Annotated in this window: 27 protein-coding genes; 10 read left to right on the top strand and 17 right to left on the bottom strand. The window is 70.1% G+C overall.

Annotation, left to right across the window (positions count from 1 at the left end; translation table 11 throughout):
* Nucleotides 1-139 precede the first annotated feature (139 nt).
* Nucleotides 140-877 carry a ribonuclease PH gene (rph, locus tag ABT114_RS07620; RefSeq protein WP_351139681.1) on the bottom strand — a complete coding sequence of 246 codons (738 nt, stop codon included), beginning with the start codon at nt 875-877 and terminating at the stop codon, nt 140-142.
* Nucleotides 878-1,011: 134 nt separating this feature from the next.
* Nucleotides 1,012-1,245, bottom strand: coding sequence for a PTS sugar transporter subunit IIB (locus tag ABT114_RS07615; protein ID WP_043228148.1), 234 nt, complete (start codon nt 1,243-1,245; stop codon nt 1,012-1,014).
* A 176-nt stretch (nt 1,246-1,421) separates the two neighbouring features.
* Between ABT114_RS07615 and ABT114_RS07610 the strand changes: the two genes are divergently transcribed.
* On the top strand, nt 1,422-2,708 hold the full coding sequence (locus tag ABT114_RS07610) for a PTS transporter subunit EIIC (protein WP_351139679.1): 1,287 nt from the start codon (nt 1,422-1,424) through the stop codon (nt 2,706-2,708).
* A 176-nt stretch (nt 2,709-2,884) separates the two neighbouring features.
* The gene (locus ABT114_RS07605; RefSeq protein WP_351139677.1) at nt 2,885-4,135 is read left to right on the top strand and encodes a PTS transporter subunit EIIC; all 1,251 of its coding nucleotides are present in this window, start codon (nt 2,885-2,887) and stop codon (nt 4,133-4,135) included.
* Between the two features lie 69 nt (nt 4,136-4,204).
* On the opposite strand, the gene ABT114_RS07600 is transcribed toward ABT114_RS07605, so the two are convergent.
* Complete coding sequence (locus ABT114_RS07600) at nt 4,205-4,957, bottom strand: MBL fold metallo-hydrolase (protein ID WP_351139675.1); 753 nt, start codon at nt 4,955-4,957, stop codon at nt 4,205-4,207.
* Nucleotides 4,958-5,172: 215 nt separating this feature from the next.
* On the opposite strand from ABT114_RS07600, the gene ABT114_RS07595 reads away from it, so the two are divergent.
* A complete protein-coding gene (locus ABT114_RS07595; protein WP_351139673.1) occupies nt 5,173-5,628 on the top strand; it encodes a type II toxin-antitoxin system PemK/MazF family toxin in 456 nt (151 codons plus the stop codon).
* Nucleotides 5,629-5,677: 49 nt separating this feature from the next.
* Here the strand turns inward: ABT114_RS07595 and ABT114_RS07590 are convergent, their stop codons facing one another.
* The 8 genes from ABT114_RS07590 to clpS form a co-directional block, all read right to left on the bottom strand.
* On the bottom strand, nt 5,678-6,106 hold the full coding sequence (locus ABT114_RS07590) for a hypothetical protein (protein ID WP_351139671.1): 429 nt from the start codon (nt 6,104-6,106) through the stop codon (nt 5,678-5,680).
* A 106-nt stretch (nt 6,107-6,212) separates the two neighbouring features.
* Nucleotides 6,213-7,163 (bottom strand): PLP-dependent cysteine synthase family protein, encoded by a 951-nt coding sequence (locus tag ABT114_RS07585; RefSeq protein WP_351139669.1) that lies wholly within the window; start codon nt 7,161-7,163, stop codon nt 6,213-6,215.
* Between the two features lie 17 nt (nt 7,164-7,180).
* Nucleotides 7,181-7,459 carry a MoaD/ThiS family protein gene (locus ABT114_RS07580; protein WP_351139667.1) on the bottom strand — a complete coding sequence of 93 codons (279 nt, stop codon included), beginning with the start codon at nt 7,457-7,459 and terminating at the stop codon, nt 7,181-7,183.
* A gap of 114 nt (nt 7,460-7,573) precedes the next feature.
* Nucleotides 7,574-7,669 carry a putative leader peptide gene (locus tag ABT114_RS07575; protein ID WP_351139665.1) on the bottom strand — a complete coding sequence of 32 codons (96 nt, stop codon included), beginning with the start codon at nt 7,667-7,669 and terminating at the stop codon, nt 7,574-7,576.
* Between the two features lie 79 nt (nt 7,670-7,748).
* Nucleotides 7,749-8,171, bottom strand: a complete 423-nt coding sequence (locus ABT114_RS07570) for a M67 family metallopeptidase (RefSeq protein WP_351139663.1) — start codon at nt 8,169-8,171, stop codon at nt 7,749-7,751.
* 145 nt (nt 8,172-8,316) lie between these two features.
* A complete protein-coding gene (locus ABT114_RS07565; RefSeq protein ID WP_351139661.1) occupies nt 8,317-9,741 on the bottom strand; it encodes an amino acid permease in 1,425 nt (474 codons plus the stop codon).
* A 348-nt stretch (nt 9,742-10,089) separates the two neighbouring features.
* Nucleotides 10,090-10,695, bottom strand: a complete 606-nt coding sequence (locus ABT114_RS07560; RefSeq protein WP_351139659.1) for a DUF2017 domain-containing protein — start codon at nt 10,693-10,695, stop codon at nt 10,090-10,092.
* A gap of 12 nt (nt 10,696-10,707) precedes the next feature.
* Nucleotides 10,708-11,025: an ATP-dependent Clp protease adapter ClpS gene (clpS, locus tag ABT114_RS07555; RefSeq protein WP_152892859.1), complete on the bottom strand. Its 318-nt coding sequence runs from the start codon at nt 11,023-11,025 to the stop codon at nt 10,708-10,710.
* Nucleotides 11,026-11,125: 100 nt separating this feature from the next.
* On the opposite strand from clpS, the gene ABT114_RS07550 reads away from it, so the two are divergent.
* Nucleotides 11,126-12,472: a nicotinate phosphoribosyltransferase gene (locus ABT114_RS07550; RefSeq protein WP_351139657.1), complete on the top strand. Its 1,347-nt coding sequence runs from the start codon at nt 11,126-11,128 to the stop codon at nt 12,470-12,472.
* 141 nt (nt 12,473-12,613) lie between these two features.
* On the top strand, nt 12,614-13,198 hold the full coding sequence (locus ABT114_RS07545) for an isochorismatase family protein (RefSeq protein ID WP_351139655.1): 585 nt from the start codon (nt 12,614-12,616) through the stop codon (nt 13,196-13,198).
* 5 nt (nt 13,199-13,203) lie between these two features.
* On the opposite strand, the gene ABT114_RS07540 is transcribed toward ABT114_RS07545, so the two are convergent.
* Both ABT114_RS07540 and ABT114_RS07535 read right to left on the bottom strand, forming a co-directional pair.
* Nucleotides 13,204-13,533: a hypothetical protein gene (locus tag ABT114_RS07540; protein WP_351139653.1), complete on the bottom strand. Its 330-nt coding sequence runs from the start codon at nt 13,531-13,533 to the stop codon at nt 13,204-13,206.
* Between the two features lie 121 nt (nt 13,534-13,654).
* Entirely contained in the window at nt 13,655-16,003 is a 2,349-nt protein-coding gene (locus ABT114_RS07535; protein ID WP_351139651.1) for an immune inhibitor A domain-containing protein, read from the bottom strand.
* A gap of 405 nt (nt 16,004-16,408) precedes the next feature.
* Between ABT114_RS07535 and ABT114_RS07530 the strand changes: the two genes are divergently transcribed.
* On the top strand, nt 16,409-16,717 hold the full coding sequence (locus ABT114_RS07530; protein ID WP_351139649.1) for a hypothetical protein: 309 nt from the start codon (nt 16,409-16,411) through the stop codon (nt 16,715-16,717).
* Between the two features lie 97 nt (nt 16,718-16,814).
* On the opposite strand, the gene ABT114_RS07525 is transcribed toward ABT114_RS07530, so the two are convergent.
* Complete coding sequence (locus tag ABT114_RS07525; RefSeq protein ID WP_351139647.1) at nt 16,815-17,585, bottom strand: RDD family protein; 771 nt, start codon at nt 17,583-17,585, stop codon at nt 16,815-16,817.
* Between the two features lie 97 nt (nt 17,586-17,682).
* A complete protein-coding gene (locus ABT114_RS07520; RefSeq protein ID WP_351139645.1) occupies nt 17,683-19,338 on the bottom strand; it encodes an RDD family protein in 1,656 nt (551 codons plus the stop codon).
* Between the two features lie 241 nt (nt 19,339-19,579).
* On the opposite strand from ABT114_RS07520, the gene ABT114_RS07515 reads away from it, so the two are divergent.
* A complete protein-coding gene (locus tag ABT114_RS07515) occupies nt 19,580-20,065 on the top strand; it encodes an SsgA family sporulation/cell division regulator (protein ID WP_351139643.1) in 486 nt (161 codons plus the stop codon).
* A gap of 14 nt (nt 20,066-20,079) precedes the next feature.
* On the opposite strand, the gene ABT114_RS07510 is transcribed toward ABT114_RS07515, so the two are convergent.
* Nucleotides 20,080-21,486 carry an FAD-binding oxidoreductase gene (locus ABT114_RS07510; protein WP_351139641.1) on the bottom strand — a complete coding sequence of 469 codons (1,407 nt, stop codon included), beginning with the start codon at nt 21,484-21,486 and terminating at the stop codon, nt 20,080-20,082.
* Nucleotides 21,487-21,578: 92 nt separating this feature from the next.
* On the opposite strand from ABT114_RS07510, the gene ABT114_RS07505 reads away from it, so the two are divergent.
* Nucleotides 21,579-23,045 (top strand): tetratricopeptide repeat protein, encoded by a 1,467-nt coding sequence (locus tag ABT114_RS07505; protein ID WP_351139639.1) that lies wholly within the window; start codon nt 21,579-21,581, stop codon nt 23,043-23,045.
* Nucleotides 23,046-23,118: 73 nt separating this feature from the next.
* Here the strand turns inward: ABT114_RS07505 and hppD are convergent, their stop codons facing one another.
* Nucleotides 23,119-24,267 (bottom strand): 4-hydroxyphenylpyruvate dioxygenase, encoded by a 1,149-nt coding sequence (gene hppD, locus ABT114_RS07500; protein ID WP_351139637.1) that lies wholly within the window; start codon nt 24,265-24,267, stop codon nt 23,119-23,121.
* A 124-nt stretch (nt 24,268-24,391) separates the two neighbouring features.
* Here hppD and ABT114_RS07495 point away from each other — a divergent pair, with 124 nt between their 5' ends.
* On the top strand, nt 24,392-24,871 hold the full coding sequence (locus ABT114_RS07495) for an Lrp/AsnC family transcriptional regulator (RefSeq protein ID WP_351139635.1): 480 nt from the start codon (nt 24,392-24,394) through the stop codon (nt 24,869-24,871).
* 22 nt (nt 24,872-24,893) lie between these two features.
* Nucleotides 24,894-25,541: an ABC transporter permease gene (locus tag ABT114_RS07490; protein ID WP_351139633.1), complete on the top strand. Its 648-nt coding sequence runs from the start codon at nt 24,894-24,896 to the stop codon at nt 25,539-25,541.
* The last annotated feature ends 10 nt before the right edge of the window (nt 25,542-25,551 follow it).

Here is a 25,551-nt window from a genome sequence, read left to right as displayed (position 1 = left end):
CCCCTTGTCAGGCCCTGAGGGCCCCCGTTGCGATGTCGGGCGCACGATGGTGTGCCGTGCGCCCGGACGTCCGTATTCGTAGGGACGCGGAGGTCGGGGGTGCGGTTGCCCGCGCGGGCCGGCCCGCTTGGTGTCCCTTTTACTTTTCGAGGACGGTATCAAGTGCCGCGCGCTGCACGACAGCCAGTTCTCCGCAGCCGGAAACGGCCAGGTCGAGGAGGGAGTTGAGTTCGTCGCGGGCGAAGGGTTCGGCCTCGGCGGTGCCTTGGACCTCGACGAAGCGGCCGTCGCCGGTGCAGACGACGTTCATGTCGGTTTCGGCGCGGACGTCTTCTTCGTAGCAGAGGTCGAGGAGGGGTACGCCGCCGACGATGCCGACGGAGACGGCGGAGACGGTGCCGGTGAGGGGCTGGCGGCCGGCCTTGACGAGTTTCCTGCCCTTGGCCCAGGTGATGGCGTCGGCGAGGGCGACGTACGCGCCGGTGATGGCGGCGGTGCGGGTGCCGCCGTCGGCCTGGAGGACGTCGCAGTCGAGGACGATCGTGTTCTCGCCGAGTGCCTTGAAGTCGATGACCGCGCGCAGGGAGCGGCCGATGAGGCGGCTGATCTCGTGGGTGCGGCCGCCGATCTTGCCGCGGACGGATTCGCGGTCGCCGCGGGTGTTGGTGGCGCGGGGCAGCATGGAGTACTCCGCGGTGACCCAGCCTTCGCCGCTGCCCTTGCGCCAGCGGGGGACGCCTTCGGTGACGGAGGCGGTGCAGAAGACCTTCGTGTCGCCGAAGGAGACGAGGACGGAGCCCTCGGCGTGCTTGCTCCAGCCGCGTTCGATGGTGACGGGGCGGAGCTGTTCGGGGGTGCGGCCGTCGATTCGAGACATGGCGTTGAGCCTAGCGTCACATGCGGAGGGGCCCCTCCCGCGGTGGGTAGGGGCCCCTCCTGGTGACTTCTGGGTGACTTCCGGGTGACTTCCGGGTGACTTCCGGGTGAGGCGGCGTGCCTCGCGTCAGGTGGTCACATCATGTCTTCGATCTCGGCGGCGATGGGGTCGGCGTCGGTGCCGATGACGACCTGGATGGCGGTGCCCATCTTGACGACGCCGTGGGCGCCGGCGGCCTTGAGGGCGGCGTCGTCGACGAGGCTGGCGTCGGCGACTTCGGTGCGGAGCCGGGTGATGCAGCCTTCGACCTCTTCGATGTTGTCGATGCCGCCGAGCCCGGCAACGATCTTCTCAGCCTTGGTGGCCATGTTCCTTCTCCCTGATCCGAACCGCTTTGTCGCAGTAACCCACAGTTGGCCCATCTTTGCGAGCGGTCGTGTCGTGGGTGCCGAATGATGGCGTTCACGACAGCGGAACCGTCCGCCAACTGGTCTACACCACCTGCGGGACGGTCGCCAAACCCGGCCCCTGCGGGAGGAGTCCGATGAGCGCCGACGCCGCGGTCAGTCCCGCACGCCAACGCTGGAACGCCTTGTTCCAGGGCTTGCAGAAGATGGGCCGCAGTCTTCAGCTCCCCATCGCGGTCCTGCCGGCGGCGGGCATCCTGAACCGGCTCGGGCAGCCGGACGTGTTCGGGGACGACGGGCTGGGTTGGACCGACGTCTCCAAGGTGATGGTGGGAGCGGGCGGCGCGCTGCTCGACGGCTCTCTCGGGCTTCCCCTTCTGTTCTGTGTGGGCGTGGCCATCGGTATGGCGAAGAAGTCCGACGGGTCGACCGCGCTCGCGGCGGTCGCGGGTTTCCTCGTCTACTACAACGTGCTGCGTCAGTTCCCGCAGGACTGTGCGCAGGGGTCGAAGCCGGTTGCCACGGGCTGTCAGGTGACGGGCGGGTCGGTGATCGCGTTCACGTACCAGAATCCGGGGGTGTTCGGGGGCATCGTGGTGGGGCTGATGGCGGCGTTCTTCTGGGCGCGCTATCACCGTACGAGGCTGGTGGACTGGCTGGGTTTCTTCAACGGCCGTCGGCTGGTGCCGATCATCATGGCGTTCGCGGCGATCGTGTTCGCGGCGGTGTGCCTGTGGATCTGGCCGCCGATCGGTGACGCGCTGGAGAGTTTCAGCGACTGGCTGAGTGATCTGGGTGCTTGGGGGGCGGGCATCTTCGGTGTGGCGAACCGTGCGTTGCTGGTGATCGGCCTGCACCAGTTCCTGAACGTGCCCATCTGGTTCCAGTTCGGCAGTTTCACCAAGCCCGACGGCACCGTGGTGCACGGTGACATCAACATGTTCCTGGCGGGCGATCCGAACGCGGGCCAGTTCACCTCGGGCTTCTTCCCGATCATGATGTTCGCGCTGCCGGCGGCGGCGCTGGCGATGACGCACTGCGCGAAGCCGAGCCGGCGCAAGGAGGTCGGGGGGCTGATGCTGTCGGTGGCGCTGACGTCGTTCGTCACGGGTATCACCGAGCCGCTCGAGTACTCGTTCCTCTTCGTCGCGCCGTTGCTGTACGTGTTCCACGCGGTGCTGACGGGTGTGTCGATGGCGGTGACGTGGGGGCTGGGGGTGCACGACGGGTTCAGCTTCTCGGCGGGCCTGATCGACTACGTCATCAACTGGAACCTGGCGACGAAACCGTGGGCGATCATCCCGATCGGGCTGTGCTTCGCCGTCGTCTATTACGTGATCTTCCGTTTCGCGATCACGAAGTTCGACCTGAAGACGCCGGGGCGGGAGCCGGAGGAAGAGGTGGAGGACGTCACGAAGGTGTGATGCGCCTTGTCCGCTTTCGCCACGGGGCCCTTGGACCGCTGGTCCGGGGGTCTTTGCCGTTGCCTTGGGTAGCGCTCCGGTAGCGGAATCGCGGGTTCCTTATGCGACCTTCATCGTGCTACAACAGGTCTACACCACCGAGTGGTGTAGACCACGCCCCCCGATGGAGGAAGTCTATGAGCACCGCCACCGCAACGGCGGCCCCCGCGAAGAAGCGGGGATCCGGCCTGTTCCAGGGCCTGCAGAAGGTCGGCCGCAGCCTGCAGCTGCCCATCGCCGTGCTGCCGGCGGCGGGCATCATGGTCCGGCTGGGCCAGGACGACATCTTCGGCAAGGACGGCCTTGGCTGGGACAAGGTCGCCACCGTGTTCAACAACGCGGGTGGTGCCCTGACCGGCTCGCTGCCGCTGCTGTTCTGCATCGGCGTGGCGATCGGCTTCGCCAAGAAGGCGGACGGCTCGACCGCGCTGGCCGCGGTGGTCGGCTTCCTCGTCTACAGCAAGGTCCTGGAGGCCTTCCCGGTCACCGACGCGGTGGTCAAGAAGGGCGAGGACGTCGCGGCGACGTACAACAACCCGGGTGTGCTCGGTGGCATCATCATGGGTCTGCTCGCCGCCGTGCTGTGGCAGCGGTTCCACCGCACCAGGCTCGTCGACTGGCTCGGCTTCTTCAACGGCCGCCGCCTCGTACCGATCGTCATGGCCTTCGTCGGCATCGTCGTCGGCGTCTTCTTCGGCCTGGTCTGGGAGCCCATCGGCAACGGCATCTCCGACTTCGGTGAGTGGATGACCGGCCTGGGCGCCGGCGGCTCGGCCCTCTTCGGCGGTGTGAACCGCGCGCTGATCCCGGTCGGCATGCACCAGTTCGTGAACACCGTCGCCTGGTTCCAGCTCGGTGACTTCACTGATGCCGCGGGTCAGGTCTGGCAGGGCGACATCCCGCGTTTCATGCACGGCGACCCGACCGCGGGCATGTACCAGTCCGGCTTCTTCCCGATCATGATGTTCGGTCTGCCGGCTGCCGCCCTGGCCATGGCGCACACCGCCCGTCCCGAGCGCCGCAAGGCCGTCCTCGGCATGATGATCTCCCTCGCCCTGACCTCGTTCGTCACCGGCGTGACCGAGCCGATCGAGTTCTCGTTCATGTTCATCGCGCCGGTCCTGTACGTCATCCACGCGCTGCTCACCGCGGCCTCGATGGCGGTCACCTGGGGCTTGGGCGTGCACGACGGCTTCAACTTCTCGGCGGGCGCGATCGACTACGCGCTGAACTGGAACCTCGCCACCAAGCCCTGGCTGATCATCCCCATCGGTCTGGTCTTCGGAGCGATCTACTACATCGTCTTCCGCTTCGCGATCACCAAGTTCAACCTCGCGACCCCGGGCCGCGAGCCCGAGGAGGAGATCGAGGACCTCACGAAGGCGTGAGTCACGTCTGAACGGCAGAAGGCCCCCGGAGCTCTTGCGGCTCCGGGGGCCTTCGTCACGTCGTAGAACCTAGATCTCGTACGACGCCCTCGGCGCCGCCACCTCCACCGGCCCGCCGTACACCGCACGCGCGTCCGCCAGGTTGATCCGGGGGTCCGTCCACGGCGGGATGTGGGTCAGGACGAGGCGGCGGGCGCCCGCGCGGGCCGCCGCCTCGCCCGCCTCGCGGCCGTTGAGGTGCAGGTCGGGGATGCTCTCCTTGCCGTGCGTGAAGGCGGCCTCGCACAGGAACAGGTCGGTGTCCCGGGCGAGTTCCGCCAGCACCGGGGTGACGCCCGTGTCGCCGGAGTACGTCAGCGAGCGGCCGCCGTGCTCGATGCGGATGGCGTACGCCTCGACGGGGTGGGGCATGCGTTCGGTGTGCACGGTGAAGGGGCCGATCTCGAAGGTGGACGGCTTGACCGTGTGGAAGTCGAAGACCTCGCTCATGGACGAGGCGGTGGGGGTGTCGGCGTAGGCCGTGGTCAGGCGGTGTTCGGTGCCCTCGGGTCCGTAGACCGGGAGCGGGGCGCAGCGGCCGCCGTCGTGGCGGTAGTAGCGCGCGACGAAGTAGGCGCACATGTCGATGCAGTGGTCGGCGTGCAGATGGCTGAGGAAGATCGCGTCGAGGTCGTAGAGACCGCAGTGGCGCTGCAGCTCGCCAAGGGCACCGTTGCCCATGTCGAGAAGCAGCCGGAAGCCGTCGGCCTCGACGAGGTAGCTCGAGCAGGCCGAATCCACGGACGGGAACGACCCCGAGCAGCCGACGACGGTGAGCTTCATGAAGCAGAAACCTCCGCTGGCGGGAACAGCTGGGAAATAGGGAATGGGGGTCGTGCGGTCCGTCGAGCGTAAGGCGCGAAACCTCGGGTCGCTCCTCCGCCAGGGGCCGTTGTGGGCGAACTCACCTGTGCTGTCACCGGTTCGGCTGGAAGCGGGGCGCATAGGGCGTGAGGAAAGGCGCGCGGTTGAGAATATGCGCCGGTAACGTCGTCCGTATGGACACGTCATGGTGGCTGGCGCTCGCGGCGGTGGTGCTGCTCGCGCTGGTCGCCGTGCTCGTCGACGGCTGGGGCAGGAGCGGTCGGCCGGCCGGTCGCAGGACCCGTCCGCCCGGGCGGCCCGAGGGGCGTGGTGGTGCGGGGCGACCGCAACCGGCGGAGATCTGGTGGGCGAGCGTGCCGTACGAGGACGGGCCGGGTGGCAAGGACCGGCCGTGCCTGGTGCTGTCGGTGCGCGGGCGGCGGGCGACGGTCGCGAAGATCACCAGCCGGTACCACGACGAGCGGGCCGGGGTGATCCCGCTGCCGCCGGGGGCGGTCGGGGACGCCCATGGGCGGGCGAGTTTCCTGGAGACGGACGAGCTGCGGCAGGTGCCGCTGGTCGACTTCCGGCGGCGGGTGGGTGTGGTGGACCCGGTCCTGTGGGACCAGGTACGGCACCTGGCCGGCTGACACCCGGCGGGCAGACACCTGGGAGGCAGACACCTGGGAGGCAGACACCTCAACGCACCCGCACGGTGACCGTCCACTCCTGGATGCCCTGGCAGGAGACGTGGCCGGGGCTGCTGCTCTGGGGGCAGAGCGGGCGGGCCGAGGTGAGCTTCGCGGTTCCGGTGGCGAGCGCGTCGTAGGCGGCGGTGGCGTCGCCCGGCAGGACGACGATGCCCGCGTTGGTGGCCCGCAGCGCGCCGCCCGTCGCGGTGACCGGCTTCCAGGGGCGTTCCCTGGTGCCGTCGAGGGTGAGCCGGACCTGGCCGCCCTTCGTGACGCAGACGGTGTGGCCGTCGTCGTCGGCGCTGAGCTGGACGTTGCTCGCGCAGGCAGCCGTGGTGGGCGGTGACACCGCCCCGCCGTCGTCCCCGCTCTGGGTGCCGCAGCTCACGAGGAGGAGTGCCGTCGCGGCGACGGCGGTGACCGTCGTACGGCGCATGGGGTGACCGCCTTTCCGCCGGGACCGGATCCGGACGCGGATGTGACGTTCCGTCTCCGCGTTCGGATCCAGTCGGCGTCCGGATCCAGGCCGGCCCCCGGCCGAGCTAGGCCCAGAGCTGACCCTGCAGCGTCTTGATGGCCTCCTCCGTGGTGGCCGCCGTGTAGACGCCCGTGGAGAGGTACTTCCAGCCGCCGTCGGCGACGACGAAGACGATGTCGGCGTTCTCGCCCGCCTTGACCGCCTTGGTGCCGACGCCGATCGCGGCGTGCAGGGCGGCGCCGGTGGAGACGCCCGCGAAGATGCCCTCCTGCTGGAGCAGCTCGCGGGTGCGGGTGACCGCGTCCGCCGAGCCGACCGAGAAGCGGGAGGTCAGGACGGAGGCGTCGTAGAGCTCGGGGACGAAGCCCTCGTCGAGGTTGCGCAGGCCGTAGACCAGGTCGTCGTAGCGCGGCTCGGCGGCGACGATCTTGACGTCCGGCTTGTGCTCGCGCAGGAAGCGGCCGACTCCCATCAGCGTGCCCGTCGTGCCGAGGCCGGCCACGAAGTGGGTGATGGAGGGAAGGTCGGCGAGGATCTCCGGGCCGGTGGTGGCGTAGTGGGCGCCGGCGTTGTCGGGGTTGCCGTACTGGTAGAGCATCACCCAGTCCGGGTGCTCGGCGGCCAGTTCCTTGGCGACCCGTACGGCGGTGTTGGAGCCGCCCGCGGCCGGGGACGAGATGATCCGGGCGCCCCACATGCCGAGCAGGTCCCGGCGTTCCTGTGAGGTGTTCTCGGGCATCACGCACACCATGTGGTAGCCCTTGAGCTTGGCGGCCATGGCGAGGGAGATGCCGGTGTTGCCGGAGGTGGGTTCGAGGATCGTGCAGCCGGGGGTGAGGCGGCCGTCCTTCTCCGCCTGCTCGATCATGTGCAGGGCGGGGCGGTCCTTGACCGAGCCGGTCGGGTTGCGGTCCTCCAGCTTGGCCCAGATGCGGACCTCGGGGGACGGCGACAGCCGCGGCAGGCGCACCAGAGGGGTGTTGCCCACCGCGGCCAGCGGGGAGTCGTAACGCATGGGTGACCAGGGGCCGATCAGGCCATGCCGCCGGCCACGGCCGGCAGGATGGTCACGTTGTCGCCGTCGGACAGCTTGGTGTTGATGCCGTCCAGGAAGCGGACGTCCTCGTCGTTCAGGTAGACGTTGACGAAGCGGCGCAGCTGGCCGCCGTCGACGATGCGGGCCTGGATGCCCGTGTGCCGGGTCTCGAGGTCGGCGAACAGCTCGGCGAGGGTGTCCCCGGTGGCCTCTACGGCCTTCGCGCCTTCGGTGTAGGTGCGGAGGATGGTGGGGATGCGGACCTCGATGGCCATGGCTCAGGGCTCCTGTCGGGAGTGGTGGTCGGTGGGCGCGCGGCGGCGCGGAGCGTAGTCAGTACGCGGGTGAGGCGCCGCGGGCTCACGGCCGTACGGCGGCAGGGGTCGGCGTCAACACATGGCGCTGGCGAGCCTGCACAGGTCGACGTGCAGACGCGCGACGAGCAGCGTGCCCGGCGTCTTCTCACTCACGTCGTTCAAAACCATGAGCTCATCGTATCGATTCCCGGTCGGGGTCCTGGCATGTGATCCCACATGCCGGACGAATATCGACCAAGGGGTGGGATCAGTACGTCTCCACCACCTTGACCTCCTCCTCCGTCACCTCGCCCTCGACGATCCGGAAGGAGCGGAACTGGAAGTCGCCGGCGTCGTCGGTGTCCGCGGTGGAGACGAGGACGTAGTGGGCGCCGGGTTCGTTGGCGTAGGAGATGTCGGTGCGGGAGGGGTAGGCCTCGGTCGCGGTGTGGGAGTGGTAGATGATCACCGGCTCCTCGTCGCGGTCGTCCATCTCGCGGTAGAGCTTGAGCAGGTCCTGTGAGTCGAATTCGTAGAACGTGGGCGAGCGGGCCGCGTTCAGCATGGGGATGAAGCGCTCGGGGCGGCCCTCGCCCACCGGGCCCGCGACCACGCCGCACGCCTCGTCGGGGTGGTCGCGGCGCGCGTGGTCGACGATCTGGTCGTACAGGGCCTGGGTGATGGTCAGCATGCTGGCCAGGATAAGCAGAGGGCTCTCCCGTACCGAGGGGTGGTACGGGAGAGCCCATATGCCGGACGTCCTGAGCGGCTGCCGGAGGGGGCGCCACGAGCACTCCCTGCGGCCGGACGTCCTCGGTGGTCGTCGGTCTCGGCGGTCAGCCGATCTTCTCCAGGGCCGGTTCGCGGCGCTCGGCGACCTGGGGGTTGCGGGTCTTGAGGACCGCCCAGCCGATGGCCAGGGCGGCGGCCCAGCCCGCCATCACGTAGAGGCAGATGCGGGAGTCGGCGTCGTACGCGATGAGGCCGGTGACGAAGAGCAGGAAGGCGATGGCGATGTAGGAGCACACCGCGCCGCCCGGCGCCGGGAAGGAGGAGGCGGGCAGGCGGCCGGCCTCGACCGCGCGGCGGTAGAGGACGTGGCTGATCAGGATCATCAGCCAGGTCCAGATGCCGGCCGCGGTGGCGACGGAGGTGACGTAGCCGAAGGCCTTCTCGGGGACGATGTAGTTCAGGATCACGCCGATGCCCATGAAGAGCATGGAGACGGTGATGCCGATCGCCGGGGTCTTGGTCGAGGAGAGCTTGCTGAAGACCTTCGGGGCCTCGCCGTTGTCCGCGAGGGTGCGCAGCATGCGGCCCGTGGAGTACATGCCGGAGTTGCAGGACGACAGGGCGGCCGTCAGGACGACGAAGTTGACGATGCCCGCGCCCGCCGGGATGCCGATCTTGGCGAAGGCCTCGACGAAGGGGCTGACGCCGGGCGCGAACTCGGTCCACTTCACCACGCACAGGATGACGGTGAGGGCGCCGACGTAGAACAGGGCGATGCGCCAGGGCAGGGTGTTGATCGCCTTGGGGAGGGTCTTCTCCGGGTCCTCGGACTCGCCGGCGGTGACGCCGACCAGTTCGACGGCGAGGTAGGCGAACATGACGCCCTGCAGGGTCATCAGGGACGAGCCGATGCCCTTGGGGAAGAAGCCGTCGAACTGCCAGAGGTTGGCGACCGACGCAGTGTCACCGGCGGAGCTGAAGCCGAAGGTGAGGACGCCCAGGCCGATCACGATCATGCCGATGAGCGCGGTGACCTTGACCATCGAGAACCAGAACTCCAGCTCGCCGAAGAGCTTCACGGAGATCAGGTTGACCCCGAAGAGGATCACCAGGAAGACCAGTGCCGTCACCCATTGGGGGATGGACGGGAACCAGTAGTTGACGTAGATCGCGGCGGCGGTGAGTTCCGCCATGCCGGTGACGACCCACATCAGCCAGTACGTCCAGCCGGTGAAGTAGCCGAAGAAGGGGCCGAGGAATTCGCGGGAGTACTCCGCGAAGGAGCCCGAGACGGGGCGGTAGAGCAGCAGCTCGCCGAGGGCCCGCATGATGAAGAAGATGATCACGCCCGCGAGGGCGTACATGAAGATGAGACTGGGGCCGGCCTTGGCGATGTTCGCTCCGGCGCCCAGGAAGAGGCCGACGCCGACGGCACCGCCGATCGCGATCATCTGGACCTGGCGGCTGCCGAGCCCGCGCTCGTACCCCTCTTCAGGGGTGTTGTCCTTGTCGACCTGCACAGAGGTCATGTGTGGTGCGCCTTTCTCCATACCGAACCGGGCCTTGCGTCGGCCTCGGATCGGGTCTCGATCCCCCCGGATTACTGGAGCTGTGCCTGGCCGGCGATCCGCCGGCTCGGTGGCGCACCCGGCGGAACATGGGTGGTGTTCGCCGGGCGGTCGTGAAGATTTACCACGACCGCAATATTGATCGCCTGGGCGGCGAGTGGCGCATCACACAAGAAGAAGCGGCCAAAGGGTGCACAAAGTGGACACAGTCGGCCGCTGCGGTGATGGGATCGTTATCCGGACTTGAGCGTCCTCTGAGCGAACACCCTGCCGGATGGATCAGGACATACGGGGATCAGGGCATGGGGATCAGGGCATAAGGGTGGAGACCAGCGTCTCCTGGAGCCCGCCCAGCCACAGATACGCCATCACCATCGGCTTGCGCGGGTCCTCGTCCGGGAGGCGGTAGAGGAGGTCGGTGTCGTCCTCGTCGGTGATCTCGAGGCGGGATCCGATCGCCAGGCGCAGGTCGTTGAGGGCCCTCAGCCACTGGAGGGACTCCTGGGGCGACAGCTTGAGCACGCCGCCGCTGTCACCGGCGGCGGCGGTCAGCGCGTCCAGGGTGCGGATCACCGCGAGGGCGTTGTCGCGCTTGCCGGCCCGCAGGTCGTTCTCGGTGTAGCGGCGGAACTCGGCGGAGTGGGCCTGCTGCTCCTCGGCCTCCTTCGCCCCCGCGGTTCCCTCCGGGTCGCTGTAGGCGTCCGGGAAGAGCCGTTTGAGGACCGGGTCGGCGGGCGGCTCGCTCGGGCCCTCGGCGAACAGCTCGGCGAGCGGGTCGGCCGGGGCGTCCTCGGCGGGGCCGGGACCGATGAGCTCCAGGAGCTGCACGGTCAGCGACCGGATGATGGAGATCTCGACGTCGTCGAGCGCGACGGCCGCGCCGCCGCCGGGAAGCGGTTCGAAGTGTCCGGGCATGAAGGCGATTCGCTACTTCCGGTCCTGCTGGAGGGTGGCCCACAGACCGTAGCCGTGCATGGCCTGCACGTCGCGTTCCATCTCCTCGCGACTGCCGCTGGAGACGACCGCCCGGCCCTTGTGGTGGACGTCGAGCATGAGCTTGGTGGCCTTGTCCTTGGTGTAGCCGAAGTACGACTGGAAGACGTACGTCACATAGCTCATCAGGTTGACCGGGTCGTTGTGGACGATCGTGACCCAGGGGACGTCGGGCTCGGGTACGGCGAAGACCTCCTCCGCCGACTCGGTGCGTTCGATCTCCAGGGGTGCGGGTGACGTCACAGAGCCCATGCTGCCACCCGAGGGGGGTGGTCGCACAAACTGGCCGCCCCGCGCGTACCCCGATCCCCTAAATCGTCAGACTGACGAGATGGGAGTACGATTCCCCTCCATGAACACAGCGGACCTTGGGCTGCCGGTGGATGTTCCCTCGACGGCGCTCTTCACTGACCAGTACGAACTGACGATGTTGCAGGCCGCCCTGAAGGCGGGCACGGCCGAGCGTCGCAGCGTGTTCGAGGTCTTCACCCGGCGGCTGCCGAACGGGCGGCGCTACGGCGTCGTCGCGGGCACCGGGCGCGTGCTGGACGCGATCGAGAACTTCCGCTTCGACGCGGACGTCCTCGGCTTCCTGCGCGAGCACTCGGTCGTCGACGAGGCGACCCTGGAGTGGCTCGCCACGTACCGGTTCTCCGGCGATGTCTGGGGCTACCCCGAGGGTGAGGTGTACTTCCCGGGCTCCCCGATCATGCGGGTCGAGGGTTCCTTCGCCGAGTGCGTGCTGCTGGAGACGGTGATCCTCTCCATCCTCAACCACGACTCGGCGATCGCGGCCGCCGCGTCCCGGATGTCCTCCGCCGCCGGGGAGCGGCCGCTGATCGAGATGGGCGCCCGGCGCACCCACGAGCTGGCCGCGGTCGCCGCCTCGCGCGCCGCGTACGTGGGAGGCTTCGCCTCCACCTCCGACCTGGCCGCCGGCTTCCGCTACAACATTCCGACCGTCGGCACCTCCGCCCACGCCTTCACCCTGCTGCACGACCGTGAGCGGGACGCGTTCCAGGCCCAGATCGCCTCGCTGGGCCGGGGTACGACCCTGCTGGTGGACACCTACGACGTCGCCGAGGCGGTCCGTACGGCCGTCGAGGTCGCCGGGCCCGAGCTGGGCGCCGTGCGCATCGACTCCGGCGACCTGCTGCTGGTGGCGCACCGGGTGCGGCACCAGCTGGACGAGCTGGGCGCGACCGGCACGAAGATCACCGTGACCTCCGACCTGGACGAGTACGCGATCGCCTCGCTGGCCGCGGCGCCCGTGGACGCGTACGGCGTCGGTACGCAGCTGGTGACCGGCTCCGGGCACCCGACCTGCTCGATGGTCTACAAGCTGGTCGCCCGCGCCGAGTCCGCCGACCCGAAGGCGCCGCTGCTGCCGGTGGCGAAGAGGTCCACCGGCGGCAAGACCTCCATCGGCGGCCGTAAGTGGGCCGCGCGGCGGCTGGACGAGTACGGGGTCGCCGAGGCCGAGGTCATCGGCACCGGCCCGGTGCCCGGCGAGCTCGCGGACCGGCAGCTGCTGGTCGAGCTGCTCAAGGGCGGCGAGGTCGTCGCCCGCGAGCCCCTGGACGTCGTACGCGACCGTCACACGGCGGCCCTGGCCGGCCTGCCGATGTCGGCGACGCAGCTGTCGCGCGGGGAACCCGTCATTCCTACGGAGTACGTCCAGGGGCTGTCGGGTAGCTAGAGCTAGTGCCCTCACTCCCGCCCGCGCCCGCCCCCTCCCGCGCCGACCCCGAAGTCTCTAGGCTCGGAGGTTCACGGCCGGGCCCGCGCCCCCTCTCCCTCCCCTTCCTCGTCGAGATCCCATAGCCGAAGGACACCGACCATGCGCCGCGCCTTGATCGTCGTAGATGTGCAGAACGACTTCTGCGAGGGAGGCAGCCTCGCCGTGGCCGGGGGTGCCGATGTCGCTGCCGCGATCACCGAGCTGATCGGGCAGGCGCCCGCCGGCTACCGGCACGTGGTGGCCACCCGCGACCACCACATCGCGCCCGGCGGCCACTTCGCCGACAACCCCGACTTCGTCCACTCCTGGCCCGCGCACTGCGTCGCCGGCACGGAGGGGGTGGGCTTCCACCCGAACTTCGCGCCCGTGGTCGCCTCCGGGGCGATCGACGCGGTGTTCGACAAGGGGGCGTACGCGGCGGCGTACAGCGGCTTCGAGGGCGCCGACGAGAACGGCGTCTCGCTGGGCGACTGGCTCCGGGCGCGGGAGATCGACGAGGTGGACGTGGTGGGGATCGCCACGGACCACTGTGTGCGGGCCACCGCCCTGGACGCCGCACGGGAGGGCTTCCGCACGCAGGTGCTCCTCGACCTGACCGCCGGGGTGGCCGAGGAGACCACCGCGCGGGCGCTGGAGGAGCTGCGGGCGGCGGGCGTGGAGCTGACCGGCAAGCCGGTCGTCTGAGCGGCTCACACAGGGGATGCGGGCCGCCTCAGCAGGGCCCTGATCGGGTGCCACAGCTCCGGCGGGGTGACACCGTTGTCGGGGGCCGTGCGCCATATCAGGCCGTCGGGATGGTGCAGGACCGCGGTGATCTCGTCGGGGGTCGGCGGGGCCGCGTTGCCCCGCAGGTAGACGGCGCGCATGCCCAGGTTGCGGAGCCTGGTCAGGGCCCGGGCGCGGTTCCGGGCGTGGATCAGCACGCGGACTCCGGTCGAGCCGTCGATGGCGGGGCTGGGCAGGTTCAGTGCCACCACCACCATGCCGTTCGGCAGTCTGCAGAAACCTCCTGCGGCCATGCGGTCACACCCCCGTGCGCGTCGGCGTCAATAAGAAATCCACAGGACGCACCTAAACACGCTCGGCGGCAACCCGCCAAGGGGTTGCCGCCGATACGCTTCTGACCTGCGAAAACTCTGTTTACTTCACGGAAGGCCCGACCTGGAGCTTGATCGTCGAGCCGCTCAGCGGCTCATCGACGATCTTGATCCGGGTGTCGGTGTCAGTGATCTTGACGCCGGCGAGCGGGTTCGACGTGTCGTAGTACGTCGACGTGCTGTCGTCGAAGACCGGAACGCCGGCCTGCGACTTGATCTTGGCGGCGACGTCGGCCTTGTGCAGCGTGACGGCGTCGGTCGGGTACCAGCCGAACGTGGAGTCGTAGGCCTGGATGCGGTTGCGCATCAGCGTGCCGTCGGACCACTTCAGCGCCGTCGGGTGGGAGTCGATCGGCAGGATCAGGCCCTCACCCGGGTGCGCGCTGGTGTTGTCGTCGGCCTGGGAGGTGTCCCACTTCCAGATCAGCAGACCGTTCTGGTAGGCGTAGTGCTCCACCCAGTCCGGACGGGTCGTCGAGAAGCCGAAGTTGTACGGGCCGGTCTTCAACTGCTTGTCGTACGACACGTACTGGCGGTTCTCGGCGATGTAGTACTGCGCGTAGTCGTCCGTGATGGACGCGCCGACACGGGAGAAGCCGGCCGCCGTCCAGGCCGCGTCGGCGGACTCGGCGTTGTCGGAGAACAGGGCGGCGCCGTCGGCGGTCACCGTGATCCCGTCGGCCGCGAAGCCCTTCAGCGCCACACCGCCGTCGGTCTGGTAGCGGAAGCGCAGGTCGATCTTCTGGCCCGCGTACGCGTCGAGCGGGAACGTCAGCTTCTGGTAGGCGTCCACCGAGCCGGTGAGGGCGGGCTTGTCGCTGCCGTCGCGCGTGATGGCGGTGCCGTCGGCCAGAGTGCCGTCGATCGGGGTCCAGTTGGCGCCGCCGTCGGTGGAGACCTCGGTGTAGAGGTAGTCGTAGTCCTGCTCGATGTCCCACCAGCCGTCGAGGGTGAGGCTCGCGGCGGACTTGCCGGTCAGGTCGACCGAACGGGCGAGGGTGTTGCGCAGGTCGTCACCGCTGCCGCTCCACCACTGCGTGGCGCCCTGCGCCGGGGTGACGACGTCGGTGGTGACCGTCTTCTCCGGCAGCTGGACCACGACGGCCTGCGGGTTCTTGGTGTTGTACTCCGCGACACCCAGCGTGTGCGAGGACTTGGTGCCGGCCTTCGCCACGTCGTAGTCGAGCCAGCCGAGCTGGAGCTTGTCCCAGGCGCCCAGGTCGCCGGGGACGTCGCCGATGGCCTCCTTGCCGGTGCCGAGCCAGGAACCGGAGGACATCAGGGTCCAGAAGCCGGTGGAGTTCTCGCCACCCGCGGTGTCGTACTCGTCGGGCAGGCCGAGGTCGTGGCCGTACTCGTGGGCGAAGACGCCCAGACCGCCGTTCTCCGGCTGGATGGTGTAGTCGCCGACCCAGACGCCGGTGTCGCCGATCTGCGTGCCGCCGAGCTTGTTGGTGTCGGGGCCGGTGGCGCCGGCGTCGGTACCGAAGGCGTACCAGCGGTGCGCCCAGATCGCGTCCTCGCCCTGCGCGCCGCCGCCCGCGGACTCGTCCTCGCCGGCGTGCACGATCTGGAAGTGGTCGATGTAGCCGTCGGGCTCGTTGAAGTCGCCGTCGCCGTCGTAGTCGTAGCGGTCCCACTGGTCGAACTCGGCGAGCTCCGCCTTGATCTCGGCGGCGGTGTCGCCGGCCGCCTCACGCTCGGCGACCCAGGCGTTGACGCCGTCCTGCACCGCGTACCAGGCGCCGGTGGAGGCCTTGTTCGAGCCGTAACGCGCCTCGTTGTAGGGGACCTTGACCCAGTCGGTGACCTCGCCGTCGACCGAGTAGCGGCCCGAGGACTGCTTCTCGTAGTACTTCTTCAGCGATTCGACGCCGGTGCCGGTGCCGAAGTACAGGTCCTGGAAGTGCTCCTGGTTGTAGTCCGCCTGCCAGGCCGTGCTGTTGTCCTGGGTGCGGTCCGGCTCGGCTATCTCGTTGTGCAGCGGGCCGACGGTGCCGCCGTAGCGACTGTCGACCTGGTCGCCGAACTCGACGAGGATCGTGAAGATCTTGTCGGTCTTCTCGCGGCCGAGCTCGACGTACTTGCTGTCGCCCTTCGCGCCCTTCAGCTGGACGACCTGCGAGCCGTCACGGTCCTTGACCGTGGCCTCGCCGGATATGACCTGCTGGAGGGCCTCCTCGCGCTGTGCGTCCTGGGTCTTGCTCAGGGGGCCGTCGAGGTCGTGTTCCTTGGTTTTCACCGGCTGCGGGTCATGCCGGTCCACCGCGGAGGTCTCCGCGGACGTGGTCTCCGCGGCCTGCGCCACCGCGAAGGTCGAGAACGTCGCCGAGGCCGCCGCGATGGCGACGACCGTGGCGGCCGTTCTGAAGGTCCAGGTTCTACCGGTCACTTGATGTCCTCCCCTAACGCGACCGAACGCGCGGAAGGGGGGCCTGTTCATGGAAGGTCCGCGCGCGCGGTTATACGCGTGTAGTCAAGTGACGACATTTGACTACTGGTTTGCGAGAAAAGACAGACCTTGACTTGAGCAGGACAACTGCATTATGCGAAGCGGGAGTTCGTATTACGGACACGAGGTTGTTACACAACCGGCGCGCACCGCCGTCCGCTTGGTGGACGCCATGACTCCGTGCGCCCCCCGTGCACCGGCACTGTTGGTTAGGTCACGCTTACCGTTCGTTCCGCTCGGGCATGCAGCCGATTAGAGTCGACTGGCGGAAGGCCCGGAAGTCGGCGGAAAGCCAGGCCGATAGCCCTGTCTCACCCCTTTTTCTCATCCGAGGACACGATTGCCATGCCTCGTCCGACTGCCGCACAGCTCGCCTACGGTTCCTGCACCGTGATCTTCTCGACGCTCGCCATGCTGCTGCTGTCACAGACGAGTTCGGGCGTGGGGATCGCGGTCATCGCCTTCGCGGCACTCGCGCTCGGGCTCCTCGTCGCGATGACGGTCCCGCTGCCGAAGCCGCGCGCCGTCGCGCCGGCCGAGGTGCCCGTGGTCTCCGATGCGGCCGCGGGCGCCGATGTGTCCGCGGGCGCCAAGATGCCCGAGGTCGTCGAACTGCCCGCGGTCATCGAGGAGCGGGTGCCGACGGCTCCCTGAGGACGGCCCCCGACGAAGCCCGACACGCAGTCGGCGGGCCCGAGTTCGCACGGACCCGCCGTTTCTGCCGGACGCCGGACGCCGGACGCGGGATGCCTCAGACGGTGCTGACCACCACCGTCCTGGCCGCCTTGTCGTGCAGGCCCTGCTTGTAGGGCTTGTCGAAGAAGCTCCAGCCGCCCGCGATGATCGTCCAGACGCAGGCGCAGCAGAAGGCGAACGGGATCCACAGCACCGCCGCGCGAGCCAGCGCGGTCTGCGTGGAGGGCGTGGCGCCGTTGTCGAGGTTGGCCACGCGCATGCCCAGCCACTTCTTGCCGAGGGTCTGCCCCGACTTGCTGATCATGAAGGTGTCGTAGGCGATGTAGAGCACGGCGGCGACCAGGGACTGCGCGAAGGACTTGCCGTAGGAGATCTTGTCGGCGTCCACGTCGTACTCGTGGACGCCGATACCCCAGGTGACCAGCCAGACGACGATGCCGACGAGGACCATGTCGATGATCCGGGCGAGCGTGCGCTTGCCGCTGTCGGCGAGCGGGGGCATGCCGGCGAGCGGGTCGGCGGGGTACTGGCCGCCGCCGTAGGGACCTCCACCGCCGTAGGGGCCCCCACCGCCGTAGGGGCCCTGGCCGCCATAGGGGCCGCCCTCGCCGCCGTAGGGGCCTCCGCCGCCGTAGGGGGGCTGGCTGCCGTACGGAGGCTCGCCACCCGGGGGTGGAGGCTCCTGGCCGCCCGGGGGTGGAGGCTCCTGCCCGCCCTGGGGCGTGTCGTACGGCGAGCCCTCGCCCTGCCCGGGCGGGGGCTTCTTCCTGAACGGGTCGTCGTCCGGTGGCTGCTGACCGGAGCCGGGGGGCGGTTCGCTGCTCATGGGCCGAGTCGACCGCGAACCCTCCGGCTCCGCATCCGGCGAGCGGCCGTCCGGAGTACCGAGTTCGGTGGCTCTCCGTCGTATACGGCCGACCCGCTCAGCCCGCTACGAACGTGTGTGCGGCCTTGTCGTGCCAGCACTGGCGCCACGGCCGGTCGAACAGGCACCACAGGACGCCCACCACACCGATGCCGAGCAGACCGGGCACGCTGTAGACGAGCCAGCGGCGCAGGGCCGCGCCGAAGGCCGGGGGCTCGTGGCCCTCGATGTCCCGCACCTCCAGACCGAGCAGCTTCTTGCCCAGCGTGCGGCCCCACTTGGCGGTGGGCAGCGCCTCGTAGAGGACGCCGAAGACGAGCAGGACGGCGAGGACGATGCCGAGGTACACCGATGTCGTGCCGTCGAGCAGCCAGACCGTGACGGTCTCACCGGACAGCTTGGCCGCGTCGATCTTCTCGTTGACGTGGTCGAGCGCCTTCGTGCCGAGCGGTACCGCGGCGGCGGAGGTGACGGCCGCGAGGACCAGGGTGTCGACGAGCCGGGCGGCGAGGCGCTTGCCGAGGCCCGCGGGCCGGGCCGCGGCCTGCCGCCGGGCGGCCGCCTGGAACACGTCCTCGACCGGCGGCTTCCACGGCGCGACCGGCTGGTCGTCGCCCACGCCCGCCAGCCGGTGCACCTGCTGCGGCCACGACGGCTGACCGCCCCCCGGCCCGCTGGTCATCGGCGCCATCGGCATGGCGCCCGCGGCGGGGGCTTCTGCCTGTGGCTGAGGCTGCTGTGGCTGCGGTTGTGGCTGCGGTTGTGGCTGAGCAGCAGCCGCACGGTCCGCGGCGGCCTTCCCGGCGCCGAAGCCGGGGCGCCCGGTACCGGCGCCGGACGCGGGCGAGCCGACGGGTCCCTGCGGGCCGTAGCCTTCGCCCCCGAACTCTTCGGCCCCGAACCCTTCGGCCGACGGGGCCGAGCCCTGGGCCCCGATGCCCGGCGCCCCGGCAGTCCCTGCCGACCCCACCGGGCCCTGCGGGCCGAACCCGGTGGCCCCGGCACTGCCGTCGGCCGTTCCCGGTGCGCCGCCCGTATGTGCGGAAGCGCCCCCGCGCTGCGCGGTGCGCGCCCCGTCCTGCTGCGCCGTGCGCGGGGAAACTTTGCGGAAGGTCATGGTGCCGTCGTCGCCGACGGGACCGCCGGGGCGGGGGACGCCGGGAGTGGCCCGGTCGGCCGGGGCACCGGAGGCACCGGACCCCGCCGTCGGCCGGCGGAACACGAACGTTCCGTCGGAGGGGACGTCGCCGGAGTCCGCGGGCGGGATCGTCGCCGTGCCGTCCGTGCTGGCGGAGCGGCCGTCGGGCTGGGCCGCGGCGACCCGGGGGTCGGTGTCCTGCGGGCTGCCCCAGGAGACACGGCGGTCATGGTCGCCGCCGAAGCCGGACTGCCGGGAGCGGTCGGCGCCCCAGGCGGACGCCGGCTCGGGACGGCTGCCGTGCTGGGCCTCGGCCGGGGTGGCCGGGAGCTGCTGCCCCGGGTCCTCGTCGAAGAAGTGCGGGCCGGTCTCCTCGACCGGCGCGGGGGCGGGCGCGGACGCCGGCTGGGCGCCGGGCGGCGGCGTGAGCGGCGCTCCGTCGGAAGGGGTCGGACGGCTGGTGCCCGGTACCCAGGAGGCACCGTTCCAGTACCGGACATATCCAGGAATGGACGGGTCCGGGTAGTACCCTTCGCGGGGCCTGTCGTCGCCGGGTGCCGGGGTTGGGGCGCTCATGTCCGTCGTCCCGTATCTGCTCGGGGGTCCAATGGGGCCTCCACATCTACCAGACGAGCGCAACCCCCACCGCCAGTCCCGTCCGACCCGCCCCTTTCCGGGCAACCTCGTACACGTATTTCACACGCCCGGAAGGAAGTCCGGAGAAAAGTTCCGCCAATCCGCGTAATGGTTCCGGCCCTCCCCTCTCTCCTCTCGTACGGGCCCGCCCGCGAGGCCCATACGAGAGAGGACGCACGACATGCACGCCACCGTGGTAGAGCGCGAACTGGAGCTCAAGCTCGTCCTGTCGCCGGAGCGCAGCATCCCCGTCCCGGCCCGTCTCAGCTACCGCAGCGACGACCCGTACGCCGTCCACATCGCCTTCCACATCAACTCCGAGGACCCCGTGAACTGGACTTTCGGCCGTGAACTCCTGGTGGAGGGGGTGTTCCGGCCGTGCGGGCACGGGGATGTGCGGGTGTGGCCGACGAAGGTCGCCGGCCGCAGCGTCGTGCTGATGGCGCTCAGTTCACCCGCCGGGGACGCCCTGCTGGAGGCGCCGACGGCGCAGGTGTCGGCCTGGCTGGAGCGCACGCTGCGGCTGGTGCCCCCGGGGGCCGAGGGTGCGCAGCTCGGCCTGGACGACGGTCTGGCCGAGCTGCTCGCGCCGACGCCCGCGGACGACCTGTGGCTGCGCGGCCCGTGGCCGTCGGACGAGTCCCAGGACTCCAAGGGCGGCGAGTGAACCGTCGGGGTGGGTCAGAACAGCTTGCCCGGGTTCAGGATGCCCAGCGGGTCGAAGACCTGCTTGACCGCCCGCTGCATCTCCAGTCCCACGGGGCCGATCTCGCGCGCCAGCCACTCCTTCTTCAGCACGCCCACGCCGTGCTCGCCGGTGATCGTGCCGCCGAGCTCCAGGCCGAGGGCCATGATCTCGTCGAAGGACTCGCGGGCGCGCCGGGACTCGTCGGGGTCCTGGGCGTCGAAGCAGACCGTCGGGTGCGTGTTGCCGTCGCCCGCGTGTGCGACGACCCCGATCGTGAGCTGGTACTTCTCGGCGATCCGCGCGACTCCTTCGAGCATGTCGCCGAGCCGTGACCGGGGCACGCACACGTCGTCGATCATCGTCGTGCCGCTGACCGTCTCCAGTGCGGTCAGGGACAGCCGCCGTGCCTGCAGGAGCAGTTCGGACTCGGCCGCGTCGTCGGCCGGTACGACCTGGGTGGCGCCGGCGGCCTCGCACAGCGCCCCGACGGCGGCGAGGTCCGCGGCCGGGTCCGGGGTGTCGAAGGCCGCGAGCAGCAGCGCCTCCGTGGTCTCCGGCAGGCCCATGTGCGCGTGGTCGTTGACCGCCTTGACCGTCGTACGGTCCATCAGTTCGAGGAGGGACGGCACGTGGCCGCCCGCCATGATCCGGCACACCGCGTCGCAGGCGGCGGCCGTGGACGCGAACTCGGCGGCCAGCACCAGCTGCTCGGGCGGTTGCGGCTTGAGGGCGAGGACCGCCCGTACGACGATGCCGAGCGAGCCCTCGGAGCCGACGAACAGGCGGGTCAGGTCGTACCCGGCAACGCCTTTGACGGTACGGCGGCCGGTGGACATCAGGCGGCCGTCGGCCAGCACCACGTCCAGGCCGAGGACGTACTCGGCGGTCACCCCGTACTTCACGCAGCACAGGCCGCCGGAGGCGGTGCCGATGTTGCCGCCGATCGTGCACATCTCCCAGCTGGAGGGGTCGGGAGGGTAGTACAGGCCGTGCTCGTTGACCGCCCGGGAGAGGGTGGCGTTGATGACGCCCGGCTCGACCACGGCGATGCGGTCGACCGGGCTGATCTCCAGGATCCGGTCCATCTTCGTCAGGGACAGCGCGATGCAGCCGGCGGAGGTGTTGGCGCCGCCGGACAGGCCGGTGCGGGCGCCCTGCGGGACGACCGGGACACGCAGCTCGGTGGCTGTGCGCATGACGTGCTGGACCTGTTCGACGGTACGCGGGAGCACGACCACGGCCGGGGCGCCGGCCGGGCAGAAGCCGGCCATGTCATTGGCGTACGAGACCGTGACGTCGGGGTCGGTGAGGACGGCCTCGGCCGGCAGGCCGTCCAGGAGACGGTCGACGAGGTTCCCGGTCGCTTCGTCACGAGGCGCTTCGATACGGCTCATGATCACAGGTTCGCACCCGGGGCCATCGGTGTGAACCCCGTCCGCGGCTCCCGTCGGCTGCCGCGATGTGGTCGTCGTACTGCAGCACAGTGAGCGCCATGGACGCAGAACCGATGACCTCTGTGGCCTCGGCCCGCCGGCCGGGTGCCGCCAGGCGTGTCGCCGGGCGGCTGTTGATCGCCTCAGCCATGGTGTGTGTCGCGCTGGGCGCGGCGCTGATGCTCGCGCCGTCGCAGCAGCGTTCCGCGGCGCCGGTGGTCCCGGTGGCGCCGGCCGCACCGCCGGCGCCGGCCCCCGGAGCGCAGGCCCGGGCGGCGGTCGTCGGCGGATTGCCTGCCGCGCTGCCGGACCTGGCGATGCTGATCGGCGAACGCGAAACGTATCTGCGGGTCCATCCGAAGGACGCGCGGTCGTGGGCGGTGCTCGGGGCCGCGTACGTCGAGCAGGGGCGGCGGACGGCGGACGCGGCGTACTACCCGAGGGCCGAGGAGGCGCTGCGCACCTCGCTGCGGACGCACCCGACGGGCAACGCGGACGCCCTGGACGGCCTGGCCGCGCTGGCGAACGCCCGCCGCGACTTCCCGGCCGCCCGGGAGTGGGGCGAGGAGGCGCTGAAGCTGGCGCCGAAGCGGTGGACGACGTATCCGCTGCTGATCGACGCCTACACGGGGCTCGGCGACTACAAGGCGGCCCGGGGAACCCTCGACAAGCTGATGGCGCTGCACCACGCACCCGCCGTGCAGGCGCGGGCCGCGGCCGTCTACCGGGACCGGGGCTGGCGCGAGGACGCGGCGGCCCTGCTGTCCGACGCGGCGGCGGGCGCGCGGGACCCGGCGGAGCAGGCGGCGTACCAGGAGCAGGCCGGACAGCTGGCGTGGGAGCGCGGGGACCGGGAGGAGGCGCTGCGGCGCTTCCGGGAGGCGGTGCGGCTCGACCCCGACCAGCGGGCCGCGCAGGCCGGGCAGGGGCGGGTGCTGGCCGCGCTGGGGCGGACGTCGGAGGCGCTGGCCGCGTACCAGGCGGCGCTGGCCAAGCAGCCGCTGCCGCAGTACGCGCTGGAGCTGGGCGAGCTGTACGAGTCGCTGAGGCTGGAGCATGCGGCGCGGGTGCAGTACGACCTGCTGCGGGCGCGGGTGGACAGCGCGGCCGCGGGCGGGGCCGACGAGGAGCTGCTGCTCGGGCGGTTCGAGGCGGACCACGGTGATGCGATGGACGCGGTGGAGCGGCTGCGGGCCGAGTGGGAGCGGCAGCCGGGGATCGCGGTGGCCGACGCGCTGGGATGGGCGCTGCACCGGGCCGGGGATGACGAGGAGGCGCTGAAGTACGCCACGATCGCGACGGACAAGGATCACGGGGGCGGGGTGCGCAGTGCGCTGTACGCGTACCACCGGGGGATGATCGAGCGGCAGCTGGAGCTGTCCAGCCCCGCGTCGCGGCATCTTCAGGAGGCGCTGCGGATCAACCCGTACTTCTCGCCGCTGGCGGTGCCCGCCGCCCGGACGGCACTGGCGCGGCTGGGCGAGCCGCCGGACGTGGGCCTGGGCGAGGAGGACGCGGGCAGCTGAGCGCTCCGCTGGAGGCGCGGTGACGATCCTGCGGGCCGGTGGGGGCTGGTCCCGGCCAGGCGGTGAGCTCGGCCTACAGGTTGCCGCGCTTCTCCTGCTCCCGCTCGATCGCCTCGAACAGGGCCTTGAAGTTGCCCTTGCCGAAGCCCATCGAGCCGTGCCGTTCGATGATCTCGAAGAAGACGGTCGGGCGGTCCTGGACCGGCTTGGTGAAGATCTGGAGCAGGTAGCCGTCCTCGTCGCGGTCGGCGAGGATCTTCAGCTCGCGCAGGGTCTCCACGGGGACGCGGGTGTCGCCGACCCACTCGCCGAGGGTGTCGTAGTAGGAGTCGGGCGTGTCCAGGAACTCCACCCCGGCCGCGCGCATCGTCCGTACCGTCTGCACGATGTCGTTCGTGTTGAGCGCGATGTGCTGGACGCCGGCGCCGCCGTAGAACTCCAGGTACTCGTCGATCTGGGACTTCTTCTTGGCGATGGCGGGCTCGTTGATCGGGAACTTGACCTTGAGCGTGCCGTCGGCGACGACCTTCGACATCAGGGCGCTGTACTCGGTGGCGATGTCGTCGCCCACGAACTCCTTCATGTTCGTGAAGCCCATGACCTTGTTGTAGAAGCCGACCCACTCGTTCATCCGGCCGAGCTCGACGTTGCCGACGCAGTGGTCGATGGCCTGGAAGGTGCGGTGGGCCGGCGGTTCGACGATCGGGGCGGCGGCGGCGAAGCCGGGGAGGTAGGGGCCGTCGTAGCCGGAGCGGTCGACGAGGGTGTGGCGGGTCTCGCCGTACGTCGCGATCGCAGCCAGGACCACCGTGCCGTGCTCGTCCTTCAGTTCGTAGGGCTCGGCCACCGAGCGGGCACCGTGCTCGATGGCGTAGGCGTACGCGCGGCGGGCGTCCGGGACCTCGATGGCGAGGTCGACGACGCCGTCGCCGTGCTCGGCCACGTGCTGGGCGAGGAAGTGGCCCCAGGCGGTGGCGGGCTTGATCACGGAGGTGAACACGAAGCGGGCGGAGCCGTTCTCCAGGACGTAGCTCGCGGTCTCGCGGGTGCCGTTCTCCGGTCCGGAGTAGGCCACCCGGCGCATGCCGAACGCCGTGGAGTAGTAGTGCGCCGCCTGCTTGGCGTTGCCCACGGCGAAGACGACCGCGTCCATTCCCTTGACCGGGAAGGGGTCGGCCTGCCGGGCGGTCGTGTCGGGAGTGTGGTGTGTGGTCTGCGTCATAGCGGCAGCCTGGCCCGGCCTCGCAAGGTGCGCAATAGTTTGCGTGTTCGCTGGGCAATCTGTGCAGCAGTGAGCTCGTGTCGGCGGACTTTCTGTACATGATGACCATCCGGGAGGTTTCGGCATGGCGATCGATCGTCTGGACGGCCGGATCATTGTGCTGCTGGCGCGCGAGCCGCGGATCGGCGTGCTGGAGATGTCGCGCCGGCTCGGGGTCGCGCGGGGGACCGTGCAGGCGCGGCTGGACCGGCTTCAGTCGAACGGAGTCATCCGCGGATTCGGTCCTCAGGTCGATCCTGCGGCTCTCGGCTATCCCGTCACCGCCTTCGCCACCCTCCAGATCCGGCAGGGGCAAGGGCCCGATGTACGAGCCCACTTGGGATCCGTGCCGGAGGTGCTGGAGCTGCACACGACCACCGGCAGCGGGGACATGCTGTGCCGGCTGGTGGCCCGCTCCAACGCCGATCTCCAGCGGGTCATCGACCTGGTTGTCGGTTTTGATGGGATCGTCCGGGCCTCCACCGCGATCGTGATGGAGAACCCCGTTCCGCTGCGGATCATCCCGCTGGTGGAGCAGGCGGCGGAGGACCGGGACACCACCTGACCGACCGAGGGGGTGACCGCGCTTGAACTTCTGGGAGTACGTGAGCACCCGGCACCAGCAACTGCTCACCGACGCCTACCAGCACGCCAGCGCCGTCTTCCAGTGCATGGTGGTGGCGACCCTGATCGGCGTGCTGATCGGCGTCGTCACCTATCGCAGCGTGTGGGCCGGCAACCTGGCCACCACGACCACCTCCACCCTGCTGACCATCCCGTCGCTCGCCATGATCGGTCTGCTCGTCCCGATCGTGGGGCTGGGCGTGCCGCCCACCGTCATCGCGCTGACCCTGTACGGGCTGCTGCCGATCGTGCGGAACGCCATCGTGGGCCTGCGCGGCGTCGACCCCTCCCTGGTGGACGCGGCGCGCGGCATCGGCATGTCCCGGCCGGCCCGCCTCTTCCGGGTGGAGCTTCCGCTCGCCTGGCCGCCGATCCTCACCGGCATCCGCGTCTCGACGCAGATGCTGATGGGCATCGCCGCCATCGCCGCGTACGCCTCCGGGCCCGGCCTCGGCAACGAGATCTTCCGCGGTATCGGCTCGCTGGGCAGCAAGAACGCGCTCAACCAGGTGCTCGCGGGCACGCTCGGGATCATCATCCTCGCGCTGTTGTTCGACGCCGCGTACGTCCTGCTCGGGCGGCTGACGATTCCCAGGGGGATCCGTGCCTAAGACGCCTGAG

Origin of the sequence: Streptomyces sp. NPDC002088, assembly GCF_040296605.1 — a bacterium.
In the GTDB taxonomy this organism is placed as follows: domain Bacteria; phylum Actinomycetota; class Actinomycetes; order Streptomycetales; family Streptomycetaceae; genus Streptomyces.
The sequence above is the reverse complement of the archived record's forward strand: the minus strand, read 5'-3'. Positions and strand labels throughout refer to the sequence as shown.

Coding starts and splice junctions, on each gene's coding strand:
- rph (WP_351139681.1), bottom strand. CDS start 877: ATGTCTCGAATCGACGGCCGCACCCCCGAACAGCTCCGCCCCGTCACC.
- ABT114_RS07615 (WP_043228148.1), bottom strand. CDS start 1,245: ATGGCCACCAAGGCTGAGAAGATCGTTGCCGGGCTCGGCGGCATCGAC.
- ABT114_RS07610 (WP_351139679.1), top strand. CDS start 1,422: ATGAGCGCCGACGCCGCGGTCAGTCCCGCACGCCAACGCTGGAACGCC.
- ABT114_RS07605 (WP_351139677.1), top strand. CDS start 2,885: ATGAGCACCGCCACCGCAACGGCGGCCCCCGCGAAGAAGCGGGGATCC.
- ABT114_RS07600 (WP_351139675.1), bottom strand. CDS start 4,957: ATGAAGCTCACCGTCGTCGGCTGCTCGGGGTCGTTCCCGTCCGTGGAT.
- ABT114_RS07595 (WP_351139673.1), top strand. CDS start 5,173: ATGGACACGTCATGGTGGCTGGCGCTCGCGGCGGTGGTGCTGCTCGCG.
- ABT114_RS07590 (WP_351139671.1), bottom strand. CDS start 6,106: ATGCGCCGTACGACGGTCACCGCCGTCGCCGCGACGGCACTCCTCCTC.
- ABT114_RS07585 (WP_351139669.1), bottom strand. CDS start 7,163: ATGCGTTACGACTCCCCGCTGGCCGCGGTGGGCAACACCCCTCTGGTG.
- ABT114_RS07580 (WP_351139667.1), bottom strand. CDS start 7,459: ATGGCCATCGAGGTCCGCATCCCCACCATCCTCCGCACCTACACCGAA.
- ABT114_RS07575 (WP_351139665.1), bottom strand. CDS start 7,669: ATGGTTTTGAACGACGTGAGTGAGAAGACGCCGGGCACGCTGCTCGTC.
- ABT114_RS07570 (WP_351139663.1), bottom strand. CDS start 8,171: ATGCTGACCATCACCCAGGCCCTGTACGACCAGATCGTCGACCACGCG.
- ABT114_RS07565 (WP_351139661.1), bottom strand. CDS start 9,741: ATGACCTCTGTGCAGGTCGACAAGGACAACACCCCTGAAGAGGGGTAC.
- ABT114_RS07560 (WP_351139659.1), bottom strand. CDS start 10,695: ATGCCCGGACACTTCGAACCGCTTCCCGGCGGCGGCGCGGCCGTCGCG.
- clpS (WP_152892859.1), bottom strand. CDS start 11,025: ATGGGCTCTGTGACGTCACCCGCACCCCTGGAGATCGAACGCACCGAG.
- ABT114_RS07550 (WP_351139657.1), top strand. CDS start 11,126: ATGAACACAGCGGACCTTGGGCTGCCGGTGGATGTTCCCTCGACGGCG.
- ABT114_RS07545 (WP_351139655.1), top strand. CDS start 12,614: ATGCGCCGCGCCTTGATCGTCGTAGATGTGCAGAACGACTTCTGCGAG.
- ABT114_RS07540 (WP_351139653.1), bottom strand. CDS start 13,533: ATGGCCGCAGGAGGTTTCTGCAGACTGCCGAACGGCATGGTGGTGGTG.
- ABT114_RS07530 (WP_351139649.1), top strand. CDS start 16,409: ATGCCTCGTCCGACTGCCGCACAGCTCGCCTACGGTTCCTGCACCGTG.
- ABT114_RS07525 (WP_351139647.1), bottom strand. CDS start 17,585: ATGAGCAGCGAACCGCCCCCCGGCTCCGGTCAGCAGCCACCGGACGAC.
- ABT114_RS07520 (WP_351139645.1), bottom strand. CDS start 19,338: ATGAGCGCCCCAACCCCGGCACCCGGCGACGACAGGCCCCGCGAAGGG.
- ABT114_RS07515 (WP_351139643.1), top strand. CDS start 19,580: ATGCACGCCACCGTGGTAGAGCGCGAACTGGAGCTCAAGCTCGTCCTG.
- ABT114_RS07505 (WP_351139639.1), top strand. CDS start 21,579: ATGGACGCAGAACCGATGACCTCTGTGGCCTCGGCCCGCCGGCCGGGT.
- hppD (WP_351139637.1), bottom strand. CDS start 24,267: ATGACGCAGACCACACACCACACTCCCGACACGACCGCCCGGCAGGCC.
- ABT114_RS07495 (WP_351139635.1), top strand. CDS start 24,392: ATGGCGATCGATCGTCTGGACGGCCGGATCATTGTGCTGCTGGCGCGC.